Below are 21,097 nucleotides of genomic sequence, written 5' to 3'. Positions count from 1 at the left end.
TCGAACAAATACATCTGAATCGTTATTTTTGACAGACAAAAAGAGACGATAACACCTTTTCATAAAGCGTTTTCATCTGCTTATCTTTATTTTTTTATTCCAAAAGAGCTTAGATTACAATTGATTGACAATTTCTGTTAAACGCATAGAATGACTGCCTTTAAGCAAGACTTGATCAGCTGGTTTTAGCTCATTAAGTAAGGCTTGAGACAGCTTATCATGTTCATCTTTTTCGTCATCTTTTCGGAAATATTTAACTGTTTCAGGTGGAAAAATCTCCTGAGCGAGCTGTGCTAAAGATAACATATTTTCCCCGTAAAGATAAAGTAAATCTAGTTTTTCTGGATTAAGTGCAGTCATCATCTCAGCATGTAATTGTGCGGTCTGCTCGCCCAACTCCTTCATATCTGCCAAAACAGCAATTTTTCTACCATCAGGATTACCTGCAATGGTTTGAAAAGTTTCTAAAATCAATCTCATAGCTGTCGGGTTGGCATTGTAGACATCTGACAAAATATCCGCCCCGTTACTTGCTTTAAGCCACTCAACACGATTTTTAGTCAGGTTAAGATTCGCCAGAGCTTTCTTGATATGTTGTGGCGAAACACCTTCTAAAGTACCGACATAAGCTGCAACCATGGCATTAGTCGCATTAAATTTCCCAGGAACTGGAATTGTCAAATCTTCATCTAAGAAATTAACGGTAAAGCTCAGGTGGTCTTTATGCTCATAAAGGGCTGTCAGGTGAATATCCGCGTCTGCACCAAACCGTGTGATTTTCTGATTGTTAGGTAAATAGGCGTTGATAATTTTATCTGCTGGAGCAATGAGTTCACCGCCATGGACCAGTCCGTCGATAATCTGCATCTTGCCTTCAGCGATTTTCTCGCGGGTGCCGAAAAATTCGAGGTGACTTTCGCCGATCAGCGTGATGACCGCAAGTTTTGGTTTCGCAAGGGTGGACAGCAGATGAATATCGCCCATGTGGTCCTGACCCATTTCAAGCACTAGTTTTTCAGTATCATCAGGCATATGGAGGACGGTGTAGGGTAACCCAATTTCGTTGTTATAGTTACCTTGCGTTTTGTAGGTCTTGTAAGTCGTCGCAAGTATCTGTGCAATCATATCCTTGGTCGTCGTTTTTCCGTTGCTGCCGGTGATGGCGATGACATCAACCGCTGTTTTATCCAAGTAATAGCTAGCTAAGTCTTGAAAAGCCTGCTCCGTATTTTCGACTAAAATGTGAGGAAAAGCCACTTTTTGCTCTGAAAATGTGACAAGAGCACCATTTTCAAAAGCCGTCGGGATGAAGTCATGGCCATCACGCGCACCCTTTAAGGGCAAGAAAATGTCGCCAGGCTTGATGAGCCGACTGTCAAACTCGATATTGCCAAGCACCTGATCCTCATATTTTAAGACATCGTTTTGTGCCTTGACAGCGTCTGCTACTTCATGTAAGGTTAAATTCATAAGTACACCTGATTCTTTTTCATATCTTTTATTTTATCAAAAAAATGCCGAGATTACTCGACATTTATCATGTCATCAATCACAAGTAGGTACAATTGACTCTTGAAATTAAAAATGAGCAGCTCACGCAGTGGGGAATAACCCAAGGCATGATTGACTGCTCACGATTGTCTAACAAACTTATTTCTTTTCTTTGTAACCTTGGTCTTTTAATAATTTAATACTGTTTTTAAGACTAACACCTTTTGAAATATCTCCACCATCAGTTGATACACCTACTAATTTCTTAGCTTTTTTCATATCAACCACAGTGTAGTTAATCTCGACTTTTTCAGTGACAGCATCTTCACCATAGGTCAGCTCATCTTTAACACCCTTGACATCATTATAAGACTTGAGAACATCTTTTAAACGTTCTTTTGCTTCGTCTGCTGACTTAACGCCTAGCGCACTATAGGGAATCGTATTTTCAGATGTCTGTTTTGTCACCTTGTCCCCCTTAGCATAGTAAGTCAAGACGATTTTAATACCATTTTCTTCTTTTTCATAGCTTACTTTTTGTTCTTTAGCTGACAAACTACAAGCTGTCAAAACAAGAGCACCAACGATAACTATCACAGATAGCAATCCTTTTTTAATTCTTTTCATCCATACTTCCTCCTAAATTTATAACTTATTATATCATAATTTATTACAAATTATTTATAAAAATAGTATTTTGATTATAACTTTAAGCTTTTATCCTGTCAATTATATTAAAAAGCTAGTATTGATTTTTTACAACACTAGCTCATGGCTTATTATCGATAATGTTAAAGGTTTACTTCTCCTCTTTAAATCCCTGTTCTTTTAATAATTTAATACTGCTTTTCAGACTAACACCTTTAGACAAGTTGCCTTCATCAGCCATCATAGCTGTCAGTTTCATTGCATTTACCTTGTCTACAACCCTATAATCAACCACGACTTTTTCTGTGACAGAATCTTCACCGTAAACCAATTGGTCTCTGACGCCTTTGAGCTGATTATAAGACTTAGCAACCTCTTCCAGTTGTTCTTTTGCCTCATCAGCAGTCTTAACCCCTATTTCACTATAAGGAATAATATTTTCAAACGTTTGCTTCATCACTTTATCGCCCTTAGCATAATAGGTCAGAATAATTTTGACACCGTTCTCTTCTTTTTCTAGTCTCACTTTTTGTTCTTTTGCAACAAGACTACAGGCAGTCAAAATGATTAAGCCAGCAGCTACCGCAACGGATAACAATCCTTTTTCCCACTTTTTCATAGATGATCCCTCCCCAAAAGTTCCTTCACTCATTATATCATATCTATGACAATGAAATGATAAAACAAAGAAATTTAGAATTAAATTTAACTTACTTAAAATCAGTCGCTTGAACAACAAAAAGCCAACATTGATTTCAAACCAATATTGACTCATGTCAAGCGTTTTAGAGTACTTTCCCATTAGTTGCTATCACTCTTTGATACCAATCAAATGAATCTTTCTTGCTACGATTCAATGTGCCTTTACCGTCGTTATCTTTATCTACATAAATCATACCATAGCGTTTTTTCATCTCGCCAGTTCCGGCAGAAATCAAATCAATAAAGCCCCACGGTGTGTAGCCAAGTAAGTCAACACCATCTATTTCGACGGCATCTATCATTTGTTCAATATGGGCACGCAGATAAGCAATGCGATAGTCGTCATGAATCTTGCCATCGACAATTTCATCTACTGCACCAAAACCATTTTCAACAATAAACAGTGGCAATTCATAGCGCTCGTTAAACCAGTTCATCACATAGCGTAAGCCAAGCGGGTCAATCTGCCACCCCCATTCGCTTGCGTCAACATAAGGGTTTCGAATCAACTCCCTCGCCTCATCGTAATCAAAGCCAGCACCATTATCCGTATCTTTCACCGCAAAGCTCATGTAGTAAGAAAAGCCAATGTAGTCCACTGTTCCTGCTGCCAAATCTTTTTTATCAGCCTCGGTGATGTCGAGTTTAAAACCACGACGCTTGAAGTAAGCCGTCAGGTAGCTCGGATAATGACCGCGCGCATGTACATCACTAAACCAGTAACGGCGTTGCATGGCAACCTGCGCCTTCATGATGTCCCGCGGATTCATGCTCGCTGGGTAAATCGGACACATAGCAATCATACTACCGATTTGAAACTCAGGATTGATGTCATGACCAATTTTGACAGCTTTCGCACTTGCCACAAGCTCATAGTGAGCAGCCTGATACATAACGGGTTCTCTATCTTCACCGTCAGTAAATTTAAGACCTGAATTTGTAAACGGTGCAAAATCTTCGGTATAGTTAGCTTGGTTATTAATTTCGTTGAAGGTCATCCAATACTTGACCTTGTTTTTGTAGCGTTTAAAGACAGTTTCCGCAAAACGAACAAAGAAGTCTATCAGTTGACGATGCCGCCAACCACCATATTCAGTCACCAAGTGATAAGGCATCTCAAAATGCGACAGCGTAATGACTGGCTCAATCCCATATTTCAGACATTCATCAAACAAGTCGTCATAAAATTGCAGACCTGCTTCATTAGGCTCTAGCTCATCACCGTTTGGAAAAATTCGTGTCCAAGCGATAGAAGTCCTAAAACACTTGAGCCCAAGTTCTGCAAATAAAGCTACATCCTCTTTATAGCGATGATAAAAATCAATTGCTTCATGATTGGGATAGTTTTCATCAGGTAAGACACCATCCGTAATCCGGCGTGCCACACCATTAGCACCAGCTGTCATAACATCCGCAACAGAAACACCTTTACCGCCTGCTTGCCAACCACCCTCAAGTTGATGTGCAGCGACCGCTCCACCCCATAAAAAATCATTTCTTAAAGCCATTTTTTTCTCCAGTCTCTTTTCTATTGTACTATCGTACAATGTTTAGTGTTGTATTTAGTTTAACGCTTAGCTTAATGTTTACATATGGTTTATTGAGCGCTTATTTCTTTTTCTTGTGCGACTGTGAGTTGATCCATCTTCTTAGCAAACGGTAAGTAAATAAAGAAAGTCATCGTCAAACATATCGCTTGTAAAATTGCTGCTTGCCAACCATTTGTCAAAAAGCCTGAGATAATAGGGGGCGTCGTCCACGGTACGACAACGCCCGCAAACATTGGGACAATGCCTGTATAGATTGAAAAATAAAGTAATAAACCTGAACATAGTGGCGCCAAAATGAAGGGTAAAAGCATAATTGGATTCATCACAATAGGTGTTGCAAAAATCACTGGCTCATTGATGTTAAATAAGCCTGGAATGATAGACAATTTACCAAGTTCCTTGTACTGTTGAGATTTAGCAAAGAAAGTCATAAAGACGACTAAGCCAATCGTCATGCCTGCACCTGTTACTGTCATATATTGGTCCAAAAATTGTTGCGTCACAATTTTACCACCATTTGCTAAAGTCAATGCTTTACCCGAATCAAGAATTGCTTTATTATCAAGAGAATTTGCGGTCAAGAGTGGCCCCATAATACCACCAACAATTGTTGAACCATGAATTCCAAAGAACCAAAATAATGGTATTAAAACACCTAATAAGATTATGCCAGGTAAAGTCGTCGTCATGCCTTGCAGAGGTGTCTGTAAGACTTTATAAATCCAATCGAAAAATGTCGTGTGAAATTGGTCAAAAATGATATAGACAACTAAAGTCAGCACAGTAATTACGAAACCTGGAATCAAGGCTGTAAAAGAGCTGGCAACATTTGGTGGCACACCATCAGGCAACTTAATTCGAATATCATGTTTGATAAACCAAGAGTAGACAATCCCGACAAAGAGACCAACGATAATGGCAACAATCATCCCTTTGCCACCTGTCCAATCTTTGTTAATTACATTGCCTACAAAATGACCACTTTTTGTTTCAACAACTTCTGAACTCATCAAAAGTAAAAATGAAGCAAAAGAAATCATACCAGCTGGTAAAGTATCCTCAATCCCTTGTTCTTTCACATAGGACATCGTAATACCAATCGTTGCAAAAAATGCCATCACCGCAAATGTCGCACCAAACGCCTGGTTGAAGTAAGTTGACAAACCTGCATTTTCAACCGCCTTTGCAACACTTGGAATCGGAATATTCGCAAGTAGTAAAAAAACCGAGCCAATAATTGAAAATGGCATCGTGTAAAGCATACCATTTCTAAATGCCACCATAGGTTTGGTAGAAACAAATTTCATGATTTTCGGAATCAAAGTCCTGTTAATAAAGTCGTTCATTTATATTCTCCATTAAGATATTGAGGTGACTGCTCTAAGTCTATGAAAAATAGGAAAAGCCATAAAGAGACAACAGTGTCTACGTACCTTTATCTTTTTTCATAGACTCAAGGAGCCGAAACTCAATTATGATTAGTTAGAAAAGTTTTTTGCAAGCGCTTACTTAATTTTAGTATAAAGCATCTCTTTTCAAATTGGAATAGCATTTAGCCACAAAGAAACTTGTTTCATAAGTTGAAACAAAAAGACTAAGCTTTTTTGACAAGCTTAGTCTTTCTTATTTAGTAATTTTCACATGATGTGCCAATATCTCAATTAAAGCAAGCACTGGTAACTGTGTTGTTAGCTTAATTGACTTGGTACTTGCAAATTCATCAATCATATAATAAGAAAAATTCAAATCTGACATCTTTGAAATTGTCCCTTCTTCATCATTAGTGATAGAGATAATCTTGACACAATTTTTCTTGAGTTTGGCTAACTGCTCAATAATTTCTTCAGTCTCACCAGAAACAGATAGAACAATCATACAAGCATTCTTGTAACCATTGCCAACAATTGGAAAATAAGGGTCGGTAATCACGGATGATTGAATGCCAACATTATTAAAATATCTGTAACCATATTTAGCAAGAGCGCCACTCGTTCCAATCCCCATAAAAACCGAGTAATCACAAGATTCAATAATTTGACACGCCTGGCTTAATTTTTTTTGAAATCTGATACCTGTCAACCCTTTTAAAAAAGAATTTAGCTCTAAGAAGTTAGCATAGTAACTTTCAATAGAAGGCTCAAACTCACTTGCCTGCATCATATGGAATTTAAGTTCTGAAAAACCCGCAAATCCCAGATGTCGACAAAATCTGACAATGGTTGCTGCTGACACGTGCGTCATTTGAGCCAATTCACGAATCGTCATCTTACTAACATCAGCCACGTGCGCCATCAAAAAATTGTAGATTTGATATTCCGTCTCATTTAATTTTTTGATTTTTTCAATTTCAAACATGATATGTCCTTTCACTCTCTCATATAGGGACACATAAGACATTGTCTAAAATCCGCTTAATTCGAAAGCTTACTCTCTCGAATGTTAAAGGCTTCAAGCGCCAAGTCAACCAATTTTTCAATCAGTTCTGGATAGGACAGCCCCATGTTCTCCCACAAAAGAGGATACATTGAAAACTGTGTGAAACCAGGAATGGCATTGATTTCATTCAGATAAATCTGTTGGTCAGCAGTCATAAAAAAGTCACAGCGTGACAAGCCAGTCCCTGCAACTGCACGATAGGCAATTTCCGCGTATTTTCGCATTGCCACCATGGTTGCCTCAGGAATACTGGCAGGAATTGCCATGGTAATTTGATTGTCAATATATTTGGCATTGTAATCGTAAAACGCCACATCTTTGACCACTTCGCCTGGCAAGGTCGTCATCACATCAGAATTGCCAAGCACTGCCACCTCGATTTCGCGCGCATCAAGCCCTTGCTCGATGAGAATGCGACTGTCGAATTTTAGTGCTGCTTCTATGGCAGAACGTAAATCAGATTCAGACGCGACTTTGGAGATACCGACAGATGACCCCATATTAGCTGGTTTAACAAAGACAGGATAGGTCAAAGTCGCCGTCACTTCAGCGATTTTAGCGTCAATTTCAGCTAAATCCGTCAACGCAACATACGGTACTTGTGGCACACCGACCGACTCAAAAACGTGTTTCGCCATGATTTTATCCATGGTCACACTAGCTGAAGTGATATTCGGCCCAACATACGGCATTTTAAGCACTTCAAGAAAACCTTGAATGGAGCCATCTTCTCCCATAGGACCGTGAAGAACAGGAAAAACAACAGCTCCTGCTTCATAGATACTAGCAGGTGACACGATATCGGCCGCAACAATTGTCGCGTTGGTCATTAGCTTCGTTCCCTGAACAGGTGTCTCAGTGAAAACTTGCGTTTTGATAAACTCACCAGTTTGCGTGATAAAAAACGTCTTCACCACGAACTTGTCGTAGTTAACCGCAAACATCACACTCTCCGCTGATAATACCGATACTTCACGCTCAGCACTACGACCGCCATATAATAAAATCAAACTTTGTTTTGACATCTTGTCTCCTTGAAATAATCTAGTCAAATTTATTATATCACAAAAGCGATGGTACAATTTGATAAAATTTATGGATTGTTTCTATCATCAGTCCGAGTTGTCAAACTATACTTGTTTCACTATATAAGGCATAAGCAACTTTAGAGCTATTTTTATCAATTCGAGTCAAGACAGCAAAGGCGTTTAGGGATACGTCAAGACTTTTTAACGATAAAGTGATAGAAAACAGACAAAAGTGTATGCTTTATATCATTAAGTGAGTATAGATAGTCATCTTGATTGAAAATTTAAAATACCCTCCCAAACATAGCGTCCGAGAGAGCCTTTCATTTTCTTCAAGTTCTAAATCTCCTGCCGATTCTCGACAGCCTTACTGAGTGTGACTTCATCAGCATACTCAATATCACTGCCAACAGCAAGACCACGCGCCAGACGCGTCACCTTAATCCCCGCGGGCTTAATGATGCGCGCCAAATACATGGCAGTCGCCTCACCATCACTTGTCGCATTGGTAGCAATAATCACCTCCGCGACCTGACTATCCATCAACCGCGTAATTAAAGTTTTAACATTGATATCATCGGGGCTGACACCATTCATCGGACTAATTGTGCCATGCAGAACATGGTAGAGACCATTATATTCCCGAATTTTTTCCATAGCAAGGACATCCTTTGATTCCTCAACCACAAAAATAGTCGTTCGATCGCGCGATTCATCACTGCAGATGTTACAAGGGTCCGCATCCGTCAGATTCCCGCAGATGCTACAGAAGTGGAGATCGCGTTTAGCCGACAAAAGATTGGCTGCAAACTGATTGACATCATCGTCTGACATCCCAATCGTGTAAAAAGCAAGACGTGTTGCCGTTTTTTGACCAATACCGGGTAATTTTGCGTAAGACTCGATTAGCTTGGCAATTGGTTCTGGATAATAAGCCATGTTTGAGCCTTTCATTTTTAAGTTTTATTTAAAACCGTACATTGAATTATAGAGATTGACAATATCTCGTGTGATGTTTTGATTGGCATGCGTCGTTGTACCGTTAGATTTGATAATCGTATCAGGTACCATGACACCAATCGCGATTTGTGGTTTTTCAGACGGTGCATATGCCACGACATTATTCACTGACAGATAGATTTGATTGCCATTGGCATCGAGTTTATACGTCTCGGATGTTCCGGTTTTCGCATTAATATTCACACTCGCATTAACCATGATATCTTTACCAGTTGCCATATTACCACCATGCGTAACTTGGTACATGCCTTGCTGGAGCAAGCTCATATTTTCAAGTGAAATGTCGACCATATTCAGTGTTTTGGTTTCAATTTTTCGAGTCAGAGCGCCAAGTGAACCATCTGTATTATTATCATAGACACCTTCCACAAGATGAGGGGCAACACGCTTACCGTCATTGGCAATGGTCGCTGCATATTGGGCTAACTGCAAAGGCGTATAGTTATCATATTGACCGAAACTTTCATCCAAGTAATTGGCTGCTGTTTCATCTGGCCCATTAAAACCTGGTGACTCACCTGGAATATCAAGGCCCGTCGGAACACCTAAGCCAAATTCACCATAAGTTTTTCGGAATTTTTTAAAAGAATCTTCGAGTTTTGAAGTGTAAATTGCCATATTGGGGTGGTAGGGCTGACCTAAAATGTCTAATGCCGTCTGAATCATATAAGTATTGGATGAATATTCTAATGCCTGAACTGCCGAAATCGGCGTTGATGCACCATTAGTAAACCAAGACTGTTTCACTTGTGACCCTTGTATTTGAATAGGCTGATCATTCAGCACCTGATTGCCAGATAAGACACCTGCTTGCCAACCGGCAGAAATTGTCCCCATTTTGACTACGGATCCTGGGGTGAAGACGTTTTGAATTGTACCAAGCGTATCATCTGAAACTTCTCCTGTTTTTAAGTCGTATTGAATGCCACCCAGAGCATATATCGCACCGGTACTGGGATTCATAACCACAGCGTAAGCACCCTCTGAATAACCGCCAAAACCTTCAGCTTGAAGGGCAGCAAAATTATTTTTCAAAATATCTTGGACACCTTGCTGGAATTTCGAATCAATGGTCAATTTCAGGTTTTTGCCTTTTTCGCCTTGTTTCAGGACTTTTTCACCTGTCACTTTACCATTTTTATCAACCGTAATTTGTTTCACAGCATTGGTACCGTGAAGTTCATCTTCATAGCCTTTTTCTAAGTATGAAGTACCGACACGGTCATTACGTGAATAACCTTTTTTAAGATAGTCATCCAGACTTTCTGCCGGAATACCTGTTTTTTCACTGGTTACAGTCCCTAATATGCTGGTCAAAGGCGAATCTGCATACTCTCGCTCCCAAGTCGTACCGACTGTAACGCCTTTAAATGATCGCTCATTTTCAGCAACGGTCGCTTGTTGTTCAGCGGTGAAATTTCCTGACGCAATAATGGTCGTCGCAAAATTAGACGTAGCGTTCATTCGCTTATATAGTTTGGCAGCCAATTCTGTCTCCGCATCATAAGCAATTTCTTCGTTAGTCACTTTTTTGACATATTTAGCATAGAGATCACCCTCAGACAATTTTTCGCCTGTTTTAGAATTGATGCGTTCTTTTGCCGGTACGCGCTCTTGAACCTTAACTAAATTTTCAGGATCAGCTAAGAAGAAATCCTTTTTATCACGCTCAGTCAAGGTATCTGTTTTGACAGACTCTGGAATCACACTGACAAGCTTAATCGCAACTTGTCGCATTTCTTCTGCTGTCATCGTATTACTACGCGTGAAATTAATCGTCTGTACCGCTTGATTGGCTACCAAAGGCACACCATTGGCATCATAGATTTGACCCCGGGCTGTCCCTTCAGTAACCGTTGATAAAGACCCCGATGTCTCAAGTTTCTTGTCATAGAAGCCTTTATTAGCAATTTGCATCTGATAGAGTCTACCAACCAAAATCAAGAATAAAGCAAATATAAGAAAAAACAAGACATTAATACGTTTTAAGATAGCCTTAGAAGGATTTTCTAAGACTTTAGGTGATTTATTGTTTTGAGAACTATTTTTTGATTTCATTACTTACCATTATACGATACTTTTGTCTAAAAAAAAACTGCCAACCTTGCTAAAAGTCGGCAATTCAAATTGCTTGACTCAATGTTACGAGCTTAGACTTCTTTTATCAAGAATGTCAGCCTGTATGACCAAACGATTCTCGCCATCAATATCAGTACAGGTATACAGAGTGAGTTGCGCTTGACCAACCTTATCCGCCATAGCCTGGTAGGTCGTGTTAAAATTACCTTGCCCATCATCAATAAAGAGTTTTGTAATCTTAAATCGATATTCCATTTGTTCAGCCGATTGATTAACTTTAATCTCATCACCGATTTTTAATTTCAGTTTTTCCAATACAATGGGCTGTTTCATATCAAAACTGCCATCTTCATTGACTAAAAGCGGGCTGAAGTACTCTGTTGCGGATAAATAGGTACTATGGGCAGATAGCACATAATTATTCACACCTAATTTTTGAGTTGTTTTATTGGTACAAGCATATACCGCCTTATCAAATCCGGTGCCGTCTTCTTTCCCTCTACCTTTTACAATCGGCAAATCCAAGCCAACCTTGTCAATAATGACTTGGCCTATAAAATCTAGGCTCTCATCAAAATCAAGCATACTTTCTTGCATCGGTATGGTCTGTTCTTTGGAATCATTAGCTTCCTTCAAATATTCCGATAGTAGCTGACGATCAATCGCAACTTGAGGATGTGATGTTTTGGATTTTTCAACCTTATTAACAGGAATAAGACACCAAATCGCTAACACCATCATCAAGCTAGCGACAATTAATACGATCGTACTCACACGATTTTTAGTTTTTTTAGACGCTTTTTTTATGGTTTCTACTAGCTGCTTAGGTCTCACATTTATATCCCACTTTACATTTCTTTTTCATTTCCATTATTATGCTATAAAATAAAATGGTAGAGACAATAAAAACCAAGCAACCGAGAACTGTCACTTAGTTTTTAAACCTCCTATTGATTAGTCTGCATTGCGAATTTTATAAGTAACAGACCCCAACATTGAAAGGGCACTAACAGTTAAAAGCGCAAGGGGTGCTACTGTTGACGCTTTTGCGACAGGTGTCGCATTTGTTTTAGCCACCGCACCTTTAGGCGCTGATGTTGTCGGCAAGTTTTTAGAAACTGTCGCCGTAGGTTGCGTTGTTGCGCCTGCCACTAATAAATCAATACTTGCATTGATTAATGCTGCATCGTGGTCTAGTGACTCTTGCATTTGAGTAGCAGTCATCCCTGTGATTCTTAAAAAGTAAACGACTTCATCTGGTGTCAATGATTCAAAATCAGCCAAATCTGCTTCATAAGCATTGACATCAAATGGTGCACCGTTTTGATCAACTAAGCTCGCTTTAAAGGCTGCCCATGATGCTGGTGTATAATCAGATTCTTTCAAAGCTTTATATCTTCCAAGCGCTGTCTTAATGCCTGTTAAATTAATGTTTGCGACTTCTGATTTTTTAACTAAAACCGTATCCATCGCTTCATTAAGAAATACTGCTGTACTATTTATCCCAGCCTGCACTTCAGCAATTGTGCCACTTCCAGCTTCTTCAATCTCAGCATCGGTCTCGGTTTTCATCTCCGAAATCATCTTCTTAAATGCCTTGATATTTTCGGAATTTACTAACTTATTGAAATTAGCCCAAGATGTTGCTGTGTAATCCGCTTCAACCAAAGTGTTGTACTTTGCAAGCGCTGCATCGACTTGACTAAAATTAATACTTTGTGTCGCTGCTTGTGCGACAAGTGTCCCAGAAAAATCTGTCGGTGCCGCTAAAACTGCTGCCCCAGTCAATGCAGTAGCGATTGTCACTGCTGCTAATGCTTTTTTACTTTTTGAAAATCCCATAAGTTCCTCTTTTTCTTTTTTAAATCATCAATGCGCTAATTATATTCGGGTACCTAAAAAAACAGAACGCAACTTTTGAGGTATTTGAATATATCTACAACATCTACTTCCTAAACGTCATGCCTACATCACGGCTCGCAAGCCACCAACTATTGCGCCGTCATGCCTTACTGAACATAACTTCCCTCCTCACCACTTATCAATTTAATCTCCTAAGCCCCTCAACTAAAGATTACAAGTAAAAATGAGTATGCACTTTGCACCACTACACTTGTTATCTTAACATAAAATATACATTATTAAAAGAAAAAAATGGCATTTTGTCCTAATTTTTTTATTTTATGATACTTTTATTCATTTTTATGCTAATCATATGCCAGAAAGATGAGAGTTGTCTCAAGTGATAGGGAACTCATTCGCTATACATATGACAAAATAGGGTACTTGTTACACGTCTACTATCATTTTCAGGTATAGAAAAAACCACTACATAAGCAGTGGTCTAATTTCTTTTATTTTTCTTCCAAATAATATTGAGCTGTTTTATTCAAGTTATCGTCAAATTCGAATACCAATGGTGGGAAGTTTGGAATTTCGAATTTCAAGATTTCATCAGCGCTCATTTTGTTGATGTGTTTCACAAGGGCACGAATTGAGTTACCGTGTGCACCAACGAAAACGTTTTTGCCATCTTTAAGTGCTGGCGCAATTTGGTCTTCCCAGAAAGGCAAGGCACGTTCAAGTGTCAACTCAAGGTTTTCAGCATCCGGTACAATTGAATCTTCAAGGTGTGAATAACGACGGTCACCATGTGAAGAAAATTCAGCATCATGAGCCATCGGATCTGGGCTCACATTGTATGAACGACGCCAGATAAGTACTTGATCATCACCGTATTGAACAGCTGCATCAGCTTTGTTAAGACCTGTCAAAGCACCGTAATGACGCTCGTTTAAACGCCAAGACTTTTCAACTGGTACCCAAAGTTGGTCAGAATATTCAAGGACATAGTTAGTTGTTTTGATCGCACGTTTGAGAACTGACGTGAAAGCAATATCAAATTCGATACCAGCTTTTTTAATCAACTCACCAGCTTTTTTCGCTTCTGCAACACCTTGCTCAGCAAGATCAACGTCAGCCCAACCAGTAAAGAGGTTCTTTTCGTTCCATTCAGACAAGCCGTGGCGTGCGAATACTAATTTTACCATGTTTTTAATTTCTCCTGTAAGATATTAAGTTTTGTTTTTGTTATGATATCAACAAATGACGACGATTCGTCAGCCCATCAGTCAATCTGCAAAACGCAAAACTCAAATGATTTTAAAACAATACCCTATTATTCTACACTATTTTTGACTGATTTACCACTATTTTTACGTGCATTTTCATGATTTTTTCAAGATTTATCTCAAAACTTATTCTGCTCAAAATAGTTTTCTAGACTGCGTTTATAGGATTTAGCAACTTCTGATAAGACTTGACCTTTTTTCCTGATAAAAATTAAGGTATTGGCATTGCCATCTTCCAAAGGAATCACTCGAATACCATGGACACTTTCCTTATCAATAAAGCCTGAACCTGTGGCATACGCATCTGTACGCTCTAATATACCATTAAGTGATGCTCGGTCTGTCACATTATATATCTTAGTATTTTCAAAGGTTTCAACCAAGTCTTCTGAATAATAGAGAAATTGTTCATTTTCTTGCGTAAATCGAGCCCGACTTAAATGTCTCAAATCATCATTGGTCACAAACTCTTTATTGGCTAGAGGATGAGATTGGCGCAAATAGATATGCGTTTTAAAAGTCATCAACTCTTCAAACTCAAGATCCAACTTATCTAGCATCCGAGTGATGCCTAAACGGTTGTGATTATTTAAGTAAGCAATGCCGACATCAGACAGACCATCTGATACCTCACTCAAGATGTTATAAGTTGTTGATTCAAATAATCTAATATTTTTGATCTCAGGATTTTTTTCAGAAAACTCAACTGAAACTGGCGCTAAGAAATCATAATGCTGACTGGCAACTGAAAAGCTATGTTGCATTGTCGTCGGCGCTAGATACTTAGCCTCAAAAGTGTCAAAATCGCGTAAAACACTCTGAGCTTGCTCGTAAAAACGCTCCCCAGAAATCGTCAAACTTACGCCAGTGTTAAGGCGCTCAAAAATCTTAAACCCTAGCTCAGTTTCAAGATCCTTAACAGCGATAGACATTGATGGTTGGCTGACATAGAGTTGCTCACTTGCCTCCCGAAAAGTACCTGTATTAGCGATTGCGACGACATATCTTAATTGCTTAATGTTCATTTTTACTCCAATAAAAAGTGTATAACATACATTATACACTTTTTTTGCTTATTTATCAGCTGACTCTGTCCTTTACAAGGCTCTAGCTTATAGTCGAATCCGATACTAACTCATTGATTTCTCTTTGTCTTTTCTTGGTCATTCCTTGTAAAATCAACTGGTAAGCGTTCTGTATCATAGCTTTAATTGTCTCATCAGGAACTTGACCCGCGAGATCAATTGAATTCCAATGTACCTTATTCATGTAGTAACCCGGTACGATTTCAGCATATTGCTCTCGCAGTAATTCACCATCTTCGGGTCTCAACTTAACCGTTAAAATTCGTTTCCCTGATTTATCTTGTCCTAGCATGCCAAACATTTTATCATCTAGTAGTAAACGAGTCGCGCCCCACTCTGCTTTATAATCAGTATGAGCCTCTGGAAACGTCTCTGCATAAGTACAAATATCAACTTCTTTCATCTACTAGAGTCCCTTCAACTTATATTAAGAAACAGAAGGTTTTTGTTTCTGGTTTTGCCACAATTCACAGCTATACTTTTCGCACCAAAGTTCGAAATCTGCTTCATCAGACTTGGTCTTCTTGATAAAGATATCATCAACCTCAACATCTAAAGCTTTGGCAATTTTGAAAGCCAAGTCTAAAGACGGGTCATACTTATTATTTTCCACAGCATTAATTGACTGTCGAGTGGAATGCGTCAGACGCGCCAAGTCTTCCTGAGAAAATTTCATCGCCTTGCGCAATTTTTTAATATTATTCTCCATGGAACCTCCTTCTTAAATCTATTTCCCGATGCACAATGTCAACAGACCTTACATATTTTCATTGTATTATAAATTCGTATTTTTGACAAGACATTCAGTTTCATTTTACAAAGCTATCAAAATAGGTAGGCAAGCACTATACTGGTTAATCTACGAATAACGCAAGATATTCTGGATACCCAGCCTGAACCAAATCTGCTTTTGGAATAAAACGTAGTGCTGCTGAATTAATACAATAGCGCAGACCACCTGTTTCTTGGGGACCATCTTCAAAAACGTGTCCAAGGTGAGAATCTGCATCAGCCGAACGAACCTCAGTTCTATCTCTCCCAATAATTGAACGGTCTAACTTTTCAATAATTTCCATTGTATCAATTGGCTTACTGAATGCTGGCCAGCCACAGCCTGCATCAAATTTATCTGTTGATGAAAATAAAGGTTTCCCCGAAACAACATCGACAAAAATGCCATCTTGCCACCAATTATCATATTTACCAGTAAATGGTCTCTCAGTTGCTGATTCTTGTGTGACAGCATATTCTTCCTGGGTCAAGCGTTTCTTGAGTTCCTTTTGGTCGTATTTTGTCATAGCAACACCTCTTTCTACGATTTATCTTTATGAATGATGCCCACTAAGACTTTCTACGATTTTCTTCGTGACATCTTGAAATTTGACCTACGTGACGCTTCGTCCAAGCGGGGGCATATGCGAACTGCGCTCACTCAAAGGCTTTACTAATTTGATAGGATTAATATTCTTTAAAATCAGCGACCTTTTGAGGCTGCTTTAACACCTAAATTACCAAGTACTTGACTGATGAAAACGATCACCAAAACAAAAATAAGGGATAAGAAAGTCACATCACCACGACCACGCTGGTAGCCTTGTTGCAAAGCCATTGAGCCTAGTCCGCCACCACCGACAGTGCCAGCCATTGCTGTCAAACCAATCAAATTAATCACCGTAAAGCTCGACGCCCGAATAATCGACACTAAACCTTCTTTTAAATAGACACGGTAAATAATGCCGAAATTTCCGACGCCCATCGCACGCGCTGCTTCCACAACACCCGGATCAACTTCAAGCAAGGCATTTTGAATCTGACGAGCAAAAAACGGAATTGTACCTAACACCAATGGTACTGTTACTGCTGCAGTCCCAACAGAAGTCCCCACAATTAAACGCGTCACTGGCATAATCACAGCTAATAAAATGATAAAAGGGATAGAACGACCAATATTGACAATCTTATCCAAAATCGTATAAATCAAACGTTGTGGTGTCAGGCCACCTTCATCAGTCATCAACAAAATGACACCTAAAATCAAGCCCAAAATCCCCGCAATCACGCCCGTGATAAAAGTCATTTGCAAAGTTTCAAGCGTCGCCGTCCAAAAATCAGGCCACAAATCGGCAGCATTTGGAAAAAGTTGATTAATCATTTGGTACCTCTGTTTCTTTTTCTTCTGAGCGTTTAATTTCAGAAATTCGCACTTGTCGTTCTGCTAAATAGTTAGTAATCGCCACCAAATCAGGTTGCTTACCACTCTCACCCTCAAGCGTCACAATCATCGTACCAATCGGCACATTTTGCAGAAACTCAATATTCCCATACAAAATATCTGCCGTCACAGCAAACCGCTTGTAAAGCTCGATAATGATTGGTTCAGTCGCATTTGAAAATTTAAGTTCGTAGACAGGTTGATCCGTATGCGCCAGTAATTTTTTCTCAGCCTGCTCGACATGCGTCGCCGTTCTAATGAAATCTCGCGTCAAACCCGCTTTAGGTTCATTGAAAATGTCAATCACATCGCCACGCTCAATCACACGACCATTTTCCATGACCGCCACCTTATTACAAATTTCCTTAACCACTTGCATTTCATGCGTTATGATGACAATAGTAATGCCTAGTTTACGGTTCACCTCTTGGAGCAACTCTAGAATTGATAACGTTGTCTTTGGATCAAGAGCAGAAGTTGCTTCATCACAAAGTAAAATTTTGGGGTCATTAGCCAAGGCACGTGCAATTGCAACACGTTGCTTTTGGCCACCTGATAATTGACTCGGATAGGCGTCTTTTTTATCTAGAATACCAACTAGCGCCAACAAATGTGCCACTTTAACTTCAATTTCATGTTTGGTCAACCCTGACCCTTTTAATGGAAAAGCAACGTTGTCAGCGATCGTCCGTGATGCCATTAAATTAAAATGTTGAAAAATCATCCCAATCTTTTTACGTTCTTCACGCAAATCACGATTGGATAATTCAACCAGATTTTTTCCTTCAATACTCACGTCACCCTGTGTTGGCTTTTGAAGTAAATTAATAACTCGAACAAGCGTTGATTTTCCCGCACCTGAATAACCGACAATGCCGTAGATATCCCCTTTGTCGACTTTCAGTGAGACATTGTCAACCGCAACAACTTCACGATCTTTCTGTGTGAATTTTACACTAATATCTTTTAAATTTATCATATCCATTATTTTACCATTTTCTCAGACAATCTGTCGCCCTTTTTGATAGATGATTCCCTATTAATAACTCAGCAAAAAGCCTGAGTATAAAACTCAGGCCCTAAGCGATAAAGGTGTAACGGTTTTACACATCTTATTTTGCGCCTTCCCAAGCTGGGTAGTCGTTTGTTTTCTCAATCAATTTCGCAATTTCTGGTGTTTGATAAGCTTTGACAATTTTCTTGAAGTCTTCTTTATTTTTGTCTTCTTTGCGAACAGCGATGATATTTTTATACAGGTCACTTACTTTATCCAAGTGATCTGTATCGATATAAATCGCAGATTTTTTAGGTGTTGTATGCAATTGGTCAGTCACATAGTTCGTATTGATAAAGGCAGCTGTCACATCTGGTAACGTCGCAACCAATTGGTCAGCTTGAATTGGTTTAATCTCGATTTTAGTGTTGTAAGCCTCGATATCTTTTACCTCTGGTGAATCAGGCGCATCTTTTTTAAGTTTGATAATATTAAGTGCTTCGAGCGCTTGAAGTGCACGACCACCATTTGTCGGGTCATTTGGAATTGCGACTGTATCGCCATCCTTCAAGTCTTTCGGGTCTTTAATTTTTTCAGAGTAAAGACCGAATGGTGAAATCAAAGTATAGCCGATATAAGTTAGATCTTTTTTGTTTTCTTTATTGTAGTTGTTCAAATATGCCACATGTTGGAAACTGTTTAAGTCAAGAGACCCATCAGCAAGTGCTGGATTTTCTTCAGTATAGCCACTAAATAATTTCACATCAATTTTAATCTTGTCATCTTTTAGAGAATCACTGACTTTTTCCCAGATTTCTTTTTGTTGGTCACTTGCGACACCTACAACATAGGTTTTAACACCATCTTTTTTAGCGCCACAGGCTGCAAGTGTTCCAATTGCCAAAACAGCAACAAGTGCCGCCAAAACTTTAGTCCATTTTTTCATATCTTCATTCCTCCAAAATTTGTTATTTCATTAGTTAACTAAAACTAGTATAACACTAACTTGACTATCCTCGTCTTACCAAAATTTTATAACAGACTTCAAATTTTTCTATATCAAATCTCTTGATAATTTCTCTTGATTGTTTGGATACTCTGAGCTAATCGATTGGCTTCCGAGTTATTTAATGATGGTAAAACACGTCGTAAAACACCATCTTTCAAGTTAAATTCTGTTAAAGTGGCATAAAAACAATTTTCAGTCTCATCATAAGATGAAACTGGTAACAATTCTCTCGTATCTGCTTTTAAAACATGAATAATGCGTGCCACACTTGATGAAATGCCAAAGGCGGTATGGTGTTTAGCAGCATATATCTCCCAACCTGTACCAGTCGCCAATTTTTCAATGTCACTCGACACATTAAGTGCGACTTGGCTTTCACCATGCTCTCCAATGACTAGCACATCATCGCGTTCTGCTCGATGTTTCAAACGATTGGTATCAATCAATGTCCCACTTCCGATAATCTTGGCTTTATCAAAGCCAGTCCTATTTGCCAAATATAGGGCTATGACATCGCAGGGATTGGTAATTGAAATGACGATACCTGAAAAACCAGATGCCTTTAATTTTGGTGATACATCTTCAACAATTTTAGATGTCACGCGCAATTCTGCCAATCGGTCTGTCGCAGTTTCCAAAACAGTAATATCTCCTGCACAAAAAACGACGATTGCAGCATTTTCAAGAGCGGCATAATCATTTTTGATAAGTTTAACATGATGGTTCAAATTTTGCACGGTATCTGATAATTCAAGATACTCTGCTTGAACCTTCATTTCATTTGTATCAATCAAGACTAGCTCATCAGCTAATCCTTGTAGACAAAGCGTATAAGCTAGTGTCGCGCCGACATGTCCCATCCCAATAATTCCGATTTTCATCCTATTTTCCCCACTTTCAACTTCTTTGCTTAGCCATTGTAACTATAATATTGCTAGTTTCAAAAAATACCGCTTGCATTTATACTAGTATCATGATAAACTAATGTTGTAAAAAATACAAACACAAGGGGTACCGCAATCGCGGTTGAGATTTACCCTCAGAACCTGATGCGGTTAATACCGCCGTAGGGATGTGTCAATTTGATGACTCAATCGAATGACTTCTGATGACCCCTCCTTGTGAAATATAAGGAGATTTTTTTATGTCACAAACTCAAGTATTCAGCATTCGCATCTTAGCTGAGGTAGCGATTGTCGCTGCATTGGCTATGGCGCTCTCTTTCATCCCGCTCCAAGTTGCCTGGTTTGAAATCAGCTTAGGGACGACACTCATCGTCTTGATTTCACTACGCCACGGAACACTTGTTGGGCTGATAACCGGACTCATCTGGGGACTACTTCATTTCGCTCTAGGAAAGGTATACTTCCTCAGCGTCCCACAAGTTTTGATTGAGTACGTCTTGGCTTTCACTTTTGCGGGATTCGCAGGACTAGCACAGAAACCTTTTGCTAAAACAGGAAAAAATCGCTATATTGTGCTTGCCGTCATCATCAGTGCCTTTGCCAAATACTTCTGGCATTTCGTCGCTGGTGTCATCTTCTGGAGTGACTACGCCTGGAAAGGCTGGGGAGCTGTCAGCTATTCTTTAATTATCAACGGTGTAAGTGGTATCATGACAGCCCTTGCTGCAATTATCATTCTCATTGCGGTTAAGAAAGCCTATCCTAAATTATTCAATTATAATGTTTTAACAGAAAAATGAATACTCA

The 21,097-nt window shown here is 39.1% G+C and carries 21 protein-coding genes and 1 riboswitch; of the genes, 1 reads left to right on the top strand and 20 read right to left on the bottom strand.

Annotation, left to right across the window (positions count from 1 at the left end):
• Positions 1-114 precede the first annotated feature (114 nt).
• The 20 genes from RR45_RS01905 to RR45_RS01810 form a co-directional block, all read right to left on the bottom strand.
• The gene (locus RR45_RS01905; RefSeq protein WP_031366554.1) at positions 115-1,470 is read right to left on the bottom strand and encodes a UDP-N-acetylmuramoyl-tripeptide--D-alanyl-D-alanine ligase; all 1,356 of its coding nucleotides are present in this window, start codon (positions 1,468-1,470) and stop codon (positions 115-117) included.
• A gap of 180 nt (positions 1,471-1,650) precedes the next feature.
• Complete coding sequence (locus RR45_RS01900; RefSeq protein ID WP_072353450.1) at positions 1,651-2,118, bottom strand: YehR family lipoprotein; 468 nt, start codon at positions 2,116-2,118, stop codon at positions 1,651-1,653.
• A 172-nt stretch (positions 2,119-2,290) separates the two neighbouring features.
• Positions 2,291-2,914 carry a YehR family lipoprotein gene (locus tag RR45_RS01895; protein WP_244148280.1) on the bottom strand — a complete coding sequence of 208 codons (624 nt, stop codon included), beginning with the start codon at positions 2,912-2,914 and terminating at the stop codon, positions 2,291-2,293.
• A gap of 10 nt (positions 2,915-2,924) precedes the next feature.
• Positions 2,925-4,349 (bottom strand): 6-phospho-beta-glucosidase, encoded by a 1,425-nt coding sequence (locus RR45_RS01890; protein WP_031366551.1) that lies wholly within the window; start codon positions 4,347-4,349, stop codon positions 2,925-2,927.
• An 89-nt stretch (positions 4,350-4,438) separates the two neighbouring features.
• The gene (locus RR45_RS01885; RefSeq protein WP_031366550.1) at positions 4,439-5,737 is read right to left on the bottom strand and encodes a PTS sugar transporter subunit IIC; all 1,299 of its coding nucleotides are present in this window, start codon (positions 5,735-5,737) and stop codon (positions 4,439-4,441) included.
• A gap of 277 nt (positions 5,738-6,014) precedes the next feature.
• Positions 6,015-6,746, bottom strand: coding sequence for a MurR/RpiR family transcriptional regulator (locus tag RR45_RS01880; RefSeq protein ID WP_031366549.1), 732 nt, complete (start codon positions 6,744-6,746; stop codon positions 6,015-6,017).
• A gap of 56 nt (positions 6,747-6,802) precedes the next feature.
• Positions 6,803-7,852 (bottom strand): D-alanine--D-alanine ligase, encoded by a 1,050-nt coding sequence (locus tag RR45_RS01875; protein WP_031366548.1) that lies wholly within the window; start codon positions 7,850-7,852, stop codon positions 6,803-6,805.
• Between the two features lie 342 nt (positions 7,853-8,194).
• A complete protein-coding gene (recR, locus tag RR45_RS01870; protein WP_031366547.1) occupies positions 8,195-8,794 on the bottom strand; it encodes a recombination mediator RecR in 600 nt (199 codons plus the stop codon).
• Positions 8,795-8,818: 24 nt separating this feature from the next.
• The gene (locus RR45_RS01865; protein WP_031366546.1) at positions 8,819-10,933 is read right to left on the bottom strand and encodes a penicillin-binding transpeptidase domain-containing protein; all 2,115 of its coding nucleotides are present in this window, start codon (positions 10,931-10,933) and stop codon (positions 8,819-8,821) included.
• Positions 10,934-11,017: 84 nt separating this feature from the next.
• Positions 11,018-11,728: a sortase domain-containing protein gene (locus RR45_RS01860; protein WP_143188714.1), complete on the bottom strand. Its 711-nt coding sequence runs from the start codon at positions 11,726-11,728 to the stop codon at positions 11,018-11,020.
• 180 nt (positions 11,729-11,908) lie between these two features.
• A complete protein-coding gene (locus RR45_RS01855) occupies positions 11,909-12,796 on the bottom strand; it encodes a hypothetical protein (RefSeq protein ID WP_031366544.1) in 888 nt (295 codons plus the stop codon).
• A gap of 512 nt (positions 12,797-13,308) precedes the next feature.
• Positions 13,309-14,004 carry a phosphoglycerate mutase gene (locus RR45_RS01850; protein ID WP_031366543.1) on the bottom strand — a complete coding sequence of 232 codons (696 nt, stop codon included), beginning with the start codon at positions 14,002-14,004 and terminating at the stop codon, positions 13,309-13,311.
• 200 nt (positions 14,005-14,204) lie between these two features.
• Positions 14,205-15,110 carry a LysR family transcriptional regulator gene (locus RR45_RS01845; protein ID WP_031366542.1) on the bottom strand — a complete coding sequence of 302 codons (906 nt, stop codon included), beginning with the start codon at positions 15,108-15,110 and terminating at the stop codon, positions 14,205-14,207.
• An 82-nt stretch (positions 15,111-15,192) separates the two neighbouring features.
• Positions 15,193-15,573 (bottom strand): MmcQ/YjbR family DNA-binding protein, encoded by a 381-nt coding sequence (locus RR45_RS01840; protein ID WP_031366541.1) that lies wholly within the window; start codon positions 15,571-15,573, stop codon positions 15,193-15,195.
• Between the two features lie 24 nt (positions 15,574-15,597).
• Positions 15,598-15,879, bottom strand: a complete 282-nt coding sequence (locus RR45_RS01835) for a helix-turn-helix transcriptional regulator (RefSeq protein WP_003138942.1) — start codon at positions 15,877-15,879, stop codon at positions 15,598-15,600.
• A 145-nt stretch (positions 15,880-16,024) separates the two neighbouring features.
• The gene (gene msrB / locus RR45_RS01830) at positions 16,025-16,468 is read right to left on the bottom strand and encodes a peptide-methionine (R)-S-oxide reductase MsrB (protein ID WP_031366540.1); all 444 of its coding nucleotides are present in this window, start codon (positions 16,466-16,468) and stop codon (positions 16,025-16,027) included.
• A 176-nt stretch (positions 16,469-16,644) separates the two neighbouring features.
• Positions 16,645-17,322, bottom strand: a complete 678-nt coding sequence (locus RR45_RS01825; RefSeq protein ID WP_031366539.1) for a methionine ABC transporter permease — start codon at positions 17,320-17,322, stop codon at positions 16,645-16,647.
• Positions 17,315-18,361 (bottom strand): methionine ABC transporter ATP-binding protein, encoded by a 1,047-nt coding sequence (locus tag RR45_RS01820; RefSeq protein ID WP_031366538.1) that lies wholly within the window; start codon positions 18,359-18,361, stop codon positions 17,315-17,317. Before RR45_RS01820 ends, RR45_RS01825 begins: the two co-directional genes overlap by 8 nt.
• 133 nt (positions 18,362-18,494) lie before the next feature.
• Complete coding sequence (locus tag RR45_RS01815; protein WP_031366537.1) at positions 18,495-19,322, bottom strand: MetQ/NlpA family ABC transporter substrate-binding protein; 828 nt, start codon at positions 19,320-19,322, stop codon at positions 18,495-18,497.
• A 113-nt stretch (positions 19,323-19,435) separates the two neighbouring features.
• A complete protein-coding gene (locus RR45_RS01810) occupies positions 19,436-20,266 on the bottom strand; it encodes a lactate/malate family dehydrogenase (RefSeq protein ID WP_072353449.1) in 831 nt (276 codons plus the stop codon).
• A gap of 116 nt (positions 20,267-20,382) precedes the next feature.
• Positions 20,383-20,475: riboswitch (TPP riboswitch) on the top strand.
• Positions 20,476-20,529: 54 nt separating this feature from the next.
• Between RR45_RS01810 and thiT the strand changes: the two genes are divergently transcribed.
• Positions 20,530-21,090, top strand: a complete 561-nt coding sequence (thiT, locus tag RR45_RS01805; RefSeq protein ID WP_031366535.1) for an energy-coupled thiamine transporter ThiT — start codon at positions 20,530-20,532, stop codon at positions 21,088-21,090.
• The last annotated feature ends 7 nt before the right edge of the window (positions 21,091-21,097 follow it).

The organism is Pseudolactococcus chungangensis CAU 28 = DSM 22330 (assembly GCF_002441885.1).
Classification (GTDB): Bacteria; Bacillota; Bacilli; order Lactobacillales; family Streptococcaceae; genus Pseudolactococcus; species Pseudolactococcus chungangensis.
Note: the sequence above shows the minus strand (reverse complement) of the source record. Positions and strands in the feature narration are given on the sequence as shown.

What these genes read in the sequence shown, in the direction of transcription:
- msrB (WP_031366540.1), bottom strand. Translation starts at nt 16,468, where the DNA reads ATGACAAAATACGACCAAAAGGAACTCAAGAAACGCTTGACCCAGGAA.
- RR45_RS01810 (WP_072353449.1), bottom strand. Translation starts at nt 20,266, where the DNA reads ATGAAAATCGGAATTATTGGGATGGGACATGTCGGCGCGACACTAGCT.
- RR45_RS01900 (WP_072353450.1), bottom strand. Translation starts at nt 2,118, where the DNA reads ATGAAAAGAATTAAAAAAGGATTGCTATCTGTGATAGTTATCGTTGGT.
- RR45_RS01815 (WP_031366537.1), bottom strand. Translation starts at nt 19,322, where the DNA reads ATGAAAAAATGGACTAAAGTTTTGGCGGCACTTGTTGCTGTTTTGGCA.
- RR45_RS01820 (WP_031366538.1), bottom strand. Translation starts at nt 18,361, where the DNA reads ATGATAAATTTAAAAGATATTAGTGTAAAATTCACACAGAAAGATCGT.
- thiT (WP_031366535.1), top strand. Translation starts at nt 20,530, where the DNA reads ATGTCACAAACTCAAGTATTCAGCATTCGCATCTTAGCTGAGGTAGCG.
- RR45_RS01855 (WP_031366544.1), bottom strand. Translation starts at nt 12,796, where the DNA reads ATGGGATTTTCAAAAAGTAAAAAAGCATTAGCAGCAGTGACAATCGCT.
- RR45_RS01835 (WP_003138942.1), bottom strand. Translation starts at nt 15,879, where the DNA reads ATGGAGAATAATATTAAAAAATTGCGCAAGGCGATGAAATTTTCTCAG.
- RR45_RS01825 (WP_031366539.1), bottom strand. Translation starts at nt 17,322, where the DNA reads ATGATTAATCAACTTTTTCCAAATGCTGCCGATTTGTGGCCTGATTTT.
- RR45_RS01840 (WP_031366541.1), bottom strand. Translation starts at nt 15,573, where the DNA reads ATGAAAGAAGTTGATATTTGTACTTATGCAGAGACGTTTCCAGAGGCT.
- RR45_RS01845 (WP_031366542.1), bottom strand. Translation starts at nt 15,110, where the DNA reads ATGAACATTAAGCAATTAAGATATGTCGTCGCAATCGCTAATACAGGT.
- RR45_RS01865 (WP_031366546.1), bottom strand. Translation starts at nt 10,933, where the DNA reads ATGAAATCAAAAAATAGTTCTCAAAACAATAAATCACCTAAAGTCTTA.
- RR45_RS01885 (WP_031366550.1), bottom strand. Translation starts at nt 5,737, where the DNA reads ATGAACGACTTTATTAACAGGACTTTGATTCCGAAAATCATGAAATTT.
- RR45_RS01875 (WP_031366548.1), bottom strand. Translation starts at nt 7,852, where the DNA reads ATGTCAAAACAAAGTTTGATTTTATTATATGGCGGTCGTAGTGCTGAG.
- RR45_RS01895 (WP_244148280.1), bottom strand. Translation starts at nt 2,914, where the DNA reads ATGAGTCAATATTGGTTTGAAATCAATGTTGGCTTTTTGTTGTTCAAG.
- RR45_RS01880 (WP_031366549.1), bottom strand. Translation starts at nt 6,746, where the DNA reads ATGTTTGAAATTGAAAAAATCAAAAAATTAAATGAGACGGAATATCAA.
- RR45_RS01850 (WP_031366543.1), bottom strand. Translation starts at nt 14,004, where the DNA reads ATGGTAAAATTAGTATTCGCACGCCACGGCTTGTCTGAATGGAACGAA.
- RR45_RS01890 (WP_031366551.1), bottom strand. Translation starts at nt 4,349, where the DNA reads ATGGCTTTAAGAAATGATTTTTTATGGGGTGGAGCGGTCGCTGCACAT.
- recR (WP_031366547.1), bottom strand. Translation starts at nt 8,794, where the DNA reads ATGGCTTATTATCCAGAACCAATTGCCAAGCTAATCGAGTCTTACGCA.
- RR45_RS01905 (WP_031366554.1), bottom strand. Translation starts at nt 1,470, where the DNA reads ATGAATTTAACCTTACATGAAGTAGCAGACGCTGTCAAGGCACAAAAC.